This is a genomic window from Bacilli bacterium (assembly GCA_036381315.1).
Classification (GTDB): Bacteria; Bacillota; Bacilli; order Paenibacillales; family KCTC-25726; genus DASVDB01.
This window is the reverse complement of record DASVDB010000089.1, coordinates 1-6,753: the sequence shown is the minus strand read 5'-3', so window position 1 is coordinate 6,753 and position 6,753 is coordinate 1. Positions and strand designations below refer to the sequence as shown.

General features: G+C 52.5%; 6 protein-coding genes. All 6 read right to left on the bottom strand.

The annotated features are described in order from the left end of the window. A partial coding sequence (locus VF260_06865; protein HEX7056903.1) for a sugar ABC transporter permease occupies window positions 1-805 on the bottom strand: 805 nt, incomplete at its 3' end. Beyond that, complete coding sequence (locus VF260_06860) at window positions 802-3,378, bottom strand: DUF5696 domain-containing protein (GenBank protein HEX7056902.1); 2,577 nt, start codon at window positions 3,376-3,378, stop codon at window positions 802-804. The genes VF260_06860 and VF260_06865, both read right to left, overlap by 4 nt. A gap of 15 nt (window positions 3,379-3,393) precedes the next feature. Then, window positions 3,394-4,014: a Yip1 family protein gene (locus VF260_06855; protein ID HEX7056901.1), complete on the bottom strand. Its 621-nt coding sequence runs from the start codon at window positions 4,012-4,014 to the stop codon at window positions 3,394-3,396. Continuing rightward, the gene (locus tag VF260_06850; protein HEX7056900.1) at window positions 3,995-5,470 is read right to left on the bottom strand and encodes an NHL repeat-containing protein; all 1,476 of its coding nucleotides are present in this window, start codon (window positions 5,468-5,470) and stop codon (window positions 3,995-3,997) included. Before VF260_06850 ends, VF260_06855 begins: the two co-directional genes overlap by 20 nt. A gap of 13 nt (window positions 5,471-5,483) precedes the next feature. Beyond that, window positions 5,484-6,350, bottom strand: coding sequence for a carbohydrate ABC transporter permease (locus VF260_06845; GenBank protein HEX7056899.1), 867 nt, complete (start codon window positions 6,348-6,350; stop codon window positions 5,484-5,486). Between the two features lie 2 nt (window positions 6,351-6,352). Continuing rightward, window positions 6,353-6,753: sugar ABC transporter permease (locus VF260_06840; GenBank protein HEX7056898.1), on the bottom strand; the 401-nt coding region annotated here is incomplete at its 5' end.

Genomic DNA, 6,753 nt, shown 5'->3' with positions numbered 1-6,753 from the left:
CGAAATTTTGCGCCTGAAACGCCGTCAGATAGATGGTTCTCGTCAGCGTGCTGTTCGTGAACGAATCGATAATCGTATAGATGACATTCGTCAGGATAAGCGGACTCACCATCGGAAATGTGATCTTCCAGAATATTTCGTAAGCCGTGGCGCCTTCCATTTTCGCCACTTCGTACATCGTCGCCGGAACGGACTGCAGCGCCGCCAGAAAGATCAGTATTTGCACGCCGGAACTGCGGATGATCTCGTAAATCCGCTCTACGGCATCCACAATATAATTGCTGAACCATTCGGGCATGCCGGTTTGCGAAAGCATCTCAACAAGCGCGAACACGTCGATGCCGTTTTGCTGCTGTTGCCCAAGTTCCTTGGCGATTTCGGAGCTTCCCGTCAGTTGAATCAAACCGGAAGCTTGCGCGGAAGCGACGGCGCCCGAGGCCAGAATGACCGGAAGGAAAAAGATCGCGCGGGCAACCGGCCTTCCTCTGAACCGGGAGTTCAACAGCGTTGCGGCAAACAGGCTGAAAAACAAAATCATCGGCACGTTCCACAACATCTCCGCCACGGACTCGGTCAGAATGCGGTTGAAGTTCGGATCGACGTACAAGGCGTCGCTGTAGTTTTTCAGACCGATATAACGCAAGGAAAATCCACCCGGAGCAACATTCAATTCGCTTAAGCTGAATTGCAGCGATTGCAGAAGCGGGGCTGCGAACAGAAACAGGAAGCCGAGCAGCCACGGCAGGATGTACATGTATCCCAGAAGCGCCCGTTTATGCGTTAATGTCAATCTTCTTTTGTTCATTTTGTGTCACCGCCCACCGCGAAATTTTTCGCTTCAATCGTTACTCCGTCCACGGTAACAGGCTTGTCGGTGTAGTTAATGTACAAGGATGTCCCGTTTTCGTAACGCACTTTGGCAACATCGGGTTTAACCCGGATATGCTCGGCGATCGGGACCGATTGCAGGCCGCCAAGCGCCCTGTTAAGTTTTCCGTATAAATCCGCCGCCTGCTCGAGCCAATCTCGGTAATCGGTTGAAAACAGCGTGTTGTATGGCGTAAATTTCAGTTCGGAAGATGATTGGTACGACCACAGAAAATGCGGCGCCGCCCCATACTCGACAGAACGGAGCAGATGGAACGTCAAATCCTGCTCGTCATCCAGATTCATCGGCGAACCGGCATAATCGAGATAACCGTGCAAAACCATCTCGTAAAACGGCACTTCCCCATCCGTGACATTGAAGCCGCTGGAAGTTGTCGGAATATTGATCAACTGATCGGCGTAGCGCAGCGCATAGGCATTGCCGCCGGCAACCATCACGTTCGGATAGGCGATTTTCAGCTTGCCTAATTGTTGCGTGACAATATTTTTGGCGGTGTCGCGGAATACGACGCGGTTTACCCGATAATCCGCATGCAGCAGGTCGCCCAGGTCCCGCAGCGCGATCGAATCCAGTCCGTAGCGGTTGTAACCGGAGATGAATCGCTCGACAAAATACGGCAGTTTCGCCGGCGACAGCAAATAATAATGCCCAAGATCGGAATCCATGCTGTTTAAGGCGCGGTTATATGGGTAGCGTATGGCTTGTTCCCGCGTGACGAAGCGTGCGGCGTCGGAAGCGGGTTTAAAATTCCAGTCGCCGAAAAACACGTGCTGAAAGGCAACGTCGGGGTAAAGCCTGCCGCCCTGAGCCTGAATATGGCTGGCCAATTGCCGCAAGCCGGATTTGCCGCCAAGTTTTCCTTCCACCGACACACGCTCCGGAATTTTGTGGTTCAATCCCCCGTTAAACCAACCCAGATAGCGCATCTGTAAATTGGATACGCCGCTTGATTTGAGCTTGTCGGCGATTTCACCGGCCTCGGCGAAGGTCGTCATCGGCACGAGTCCCTTGTACGGCACGCCGAGAAACGTTTTGCGCTTCTCCACCGCGCCCAGTATATCGACGTAAAACGGCAGATTTTTTTTCGCTTTGCGCGGTTTCAGCACACCATCTTTGACCAGCTTATTACGATACAATCGGGCCATGCCGGAATAGCTCGCGTCACTGCCTGTCAGGAAATTGTAGCGAATTTGCAGATCCCCTTCGTAACGGGATTCGGTAAGCAGCTGGATTTCATCCACCTTGTCGCCCTTGTACAGTTCAAGTGTATCCTCGCCGCGAATGGCAAAACTGGCGTAGGCGTAATTGTACGAATTTTGCCTTCCGTTTACATCGGCGTTCACGCTGGCGATCCCTTCACCCTTCTCGATCACGGCAAACCAGGCATCGTCTCCCGCTTTCAGACCGAATACCGGCAGTCTGGCGGGCTCGGCAATCTGGCCGCGACGCCAGCCATTATCGTTCTCGTCGTCGCCATAAATACGTTGCACATATACTTCTTCCTTGAATTTTCCATTATTCAAGCGAATCAGGCTGCCCGATCCGTCCGGCACAAGCATATAGCCCTGTTCCCCGGCTCCGGCCGCCCCAAAGAAATCAAGCAGTTCCAGCGTGAGGATACGATAACCTTTACTTTCCTGAATTTGTCCGACCGGCACATAAACGACAAGCGAATCGCCTTCCAGCCGATAATCCACCGGAACGGTAAAGTTCGGGCGGTCTTCGGCGGCCGCCCCGGCGATTCCGTTTTCCTTGTTGTCGAAAGCCAGATCCTCTTTCGTATATCCGGCCCTGGCGAAGGCGTCCAGCATGCGGCCAAGCACAAGCGCCCGGGAAACAGCCGTGTCAAGCCGCTCCAACACGTCCGGGTTCGAATCCAGCGGAAAGTAACGGTTGCTTACATATTTCGCCGTCGCTTCGTCGAGTTTGCTCAGCACCTTTTCCTGCATTCGCTGTTTGCTGATTCGCTTTGGCAGCGCCTCAATGCCTACCGACATATCGCCAAGCGTATACGTGACCCGAACGCCGCCCGCAATTTTTTCCGACTTGAACTGTTTGCGCTTCACGCTATCCGCAAAACTCGTGAACGTCGTAAGCGTGCCGATTGCGTCCCGGAAGCTTAGCGTAAATTGTGAAGCGAGCCGTTCTTTCTCAAAAGATGAAGCGATCGCATCCTTGTCCCGGTTTTCCGGATTGCTGCGCCATATTTTGCCGCTTTTGCGGACTAGAACGGCAATCTCGGCCGTTTCTTCGTTGAAATAAAGCGACAATCCGTCTGTCTGCGCCGTAAGCTTCATACCGGAAACGACGTTGCCGTTGTCGGAGAGAAACTTCAGTTCGGTTGCAGGCGCCGTCTGGCCGGCTGCTTGAACGTACTTGGCGACATCTACGGCAGGCGCCCCGCGCAGAATCGGACCAAAGATAAGCGAAACGAGCCCGATCATCGCGACACAGGCCGACACCGTATAGATTTTCCAGCGCTTTTTCATCAGGCGCGGCCTCCTTTAAGTGCGGAATACAAGTTCACGATACACATCATAAATGAACCAATAGATTTGCATCCCGAGGCTGAACGCAAGCGACCAGAGGAATACGATGAAGCCCATCGCGATGACCGTGAGCATAAGCGTAAAAACCGTTTTCGCCGCGGTGTATTGATGTACGGTCATGTTGCCGACGAACAGCAGGAAAATAAACCAGATTGCGGCCAGAAAATTCATCAAATAGTAAAACGGCGTTTCTTCTTGCGTCATGATGCGGCTTAAAAACGTCATCGGCAAATTGATGAGCACAAGCGGCAGCAGCGCATAACCGGTCGCCATCACGATTTCCTTGAATTTGCCTTCGCCTTCCATGAGCGTCGTAACAGACCAGTTGGCTATGCAAAACAACAAAAACGCAATGACGGTATACACCAAATCGTCCATGCTGTTCAACGCGCGGGGATCGACGAAGTTAACAAGAAACCCCGCATATTGCTTTTGCACGATCACAGTCAGGACCATTAGGAGCACAATTAAAAGCGCTACCCTGGCTTTCCCTTTGCCTTCATATTTTAAATCCCAAAATCCGTCGAACGGGTGCACGATAATGTGAAGCGGAAATTTAATCAAATCGTGCTTCATGACTCCGCGTCCTCCTCATTTGGACTTTTCTTACAATCCGAAAGGCGGCAAAACCGGCAATAAGCAAAATGAGACCGGTCATGAATGGGCCGAAATATTTCTGCATGACTTCTCTGCGGTACCGCTTGAAAGCTGTAGAGTAATACTTCCGTTCCATGCCGAGCTTGAAATATTGCATCGCTTCTTCGTTATGCTTCTCCATTAAAAGCGATTTGCCGATCCCGAGATAGGCCATGTCGTAGTTGGTGTTCAGTTTGAGCACTTCTTTCCACAGCACAACCGCTTGCGCATCGTTTCCGGCAAAGTGCTCCGCAGTTGCCCGATTGACAAGGCTGCCGAATTTCGTCGGCTTAAATACAACGATGTTGTTTTTGCCCCGGTCCAACACCGCCAAGCTGTCGCCAAGCCGCTCCACCGCAACCGGAGTATTGAACACGCCGATTTGCGTGCCTCTTCCGCCGAAGGCGTATAGCAATTCCCCTTCGTCGTTGTATGTGAACAGGCGCGCACGAAGCGAATCAAGCGCGACATACATGCCGCCGTCCAGCACCTTGATGTCGACGAGCCGCGACGGGCCGGAATTGTTGCCGAGCCTCCGGTAACGAATGTCGCCTTTGTTCGGATAGTAACCGAAACGTTTGATAACGTCTTCGCCGGTAGGATTCAGGCGCTTGATTGTTTCATCTGAATTGATGTCGAGAGTGGTTGCATAAACGAACCCTTTGCTGTCGATATCGATGCTGGCAAATTCAGTTGGCACAAACAACTGCATTTGCTGTTTCTGCGCTTTCGTGGAAAGCGCTCGCCAAAGCCGATCCCACGGGCTTGGAGAAACTTTGATCGTACCGACATAGCCCATGAAGCCGTCCTTTTCAGCAAACTGCATGATCCCTTCATAGACGCCTCTTGCCACGACATAAAGTCTGCCCGCTTGGTCAGCCGCCACTTTAAGCGGCGAAAAATCAAAGTCCTTAGGCAAAATATCCGATTGAGGATTTTCCACAATTTTGACCAGTTTGCCATCATCCGACAATACGACGACGCGGTGATGATCGGTATCCGCAATGTAGATTTCCTTATCGGCGGAAACGAACAAGCCAACGGGGTTGGCAAAGCCGTCCTCTTTGCCGTTGTTGGCGGCGAATGTGCGGATAACGCGAACGACGCTCCAGTCGCTGTTCAACACGATCACGCGCGCATTTCCGCTGTCCAGGATATAGATCATGCCGTCATCCGTCACGAATATATCGTTCGGCTGGTTGAATTCTCCGACGCCAAGATCGCTTCCGGCGATGGCCCGGTCCGGCAGAAAAGGAGCGGGCAATGGCACAGCGTCTTCATAAAAATCATACGTGTATGCTTCGTATGGCGCAGCCGCCCTGGCAACCGGCGCCTCGGCCGATGCCGCGAACAGGAATACGATCAGTGACAACACAAGTGCTTTTGATCTGTTCACGCTGTCACCCCCTCTAATCTTTCATGCCGGAAGTTGCCATGGTTTCGATGATGCGGCTTTGCGAGAAAATGAACAGCACAATCGGCACACTCATCAGAATGAGGGCAATTGCCGAGCCGACGCCAGCGCGTGCCACGCCGCCAAATATGATCTGATTTGAGGCATAATGAAGCGTTTTCAGCTGCTCGCTGTAAATAAAGCCGTTGCCGTCGGTTCCCCATAAAAGCTGAAACAGCAAGATGATCAGCGTGAGCCACGCCGGTTTGACGTTCGGCATGACGATACGCCAGAAGATCCGATATTCGCTCGCCCCGTCCATTTTGGCCGACTCGAGCAACGCATCCGGAATTTGCTCCATAAACTGTTTCATAAGATAAAGCCCGAGCGGATACGCGAATGCCGGGACAATAACGGCCCAGTACGTATCAATAAATCCGAGCCACGACATCATCATATAGTTCGGAATCGACGTCACCTGCGGCGAAAACATGAGCGCGAGCACGACAGTAGTAAACAAAATATTTTTGCCCGGAAATTGATGCTTCGCGAGCGGATACGCCGCCGCCGAGGCCAAAATAACATGGCCGAAAACGCCCATCAGGGTTATGAACACGGTATTGAAAATATAGCGGGAAAACGGCACCCACGACTGGCCCAAGAGCGTCAGCAAATCGGCGAAGTTATCGAGGGTCGGATGCCGGACGAACAGCGTCGGCGGAAACAGGAAAATCTCGTCGAGCGGTTTAAACGCCGCGTTAATCGCGTAGACGAGCGGCAGGGCCATAAAGACGCCGACAATCGCCAGAAAGACAAACAGGGAGAGGTTTCCCAGGAAGGAGCGATTGATGCGTTCTTTGCGCAGCGGGATCGCAAGTTTCATATTTAGTTCCCCACCTTCCGCAGCAGTCGTTGCACGATTAGATTCGTTCCAACCATCAGAATGAACAGGACGGTTGCGATGGCGGACGCATAGCCCATCTCGAAGCGGATCGTACCGAAGTCTATCAAGTGCGTGACGATCGTTTCGGCTGCATAGTTGACGCTCGGAAAACCGGCAATGTAAATCGAAACGTCCGCCACCGCGAGCGATGCGGTAAGCTGGATAACGGCCCCAAACATGAGCATCGGCTTCATGGAAGGCAGCGTAATATACCACAACTCCTGCCAACGATTTCTAACGCCATCGACAGCTCCCGCTTCATACAACGTCTTGTCGACCGTCTGCAGCCCGGCGATGAATGCCAGAAATCCGGTGCCGAGACTGAGCCAAAGCTGGACAAGAA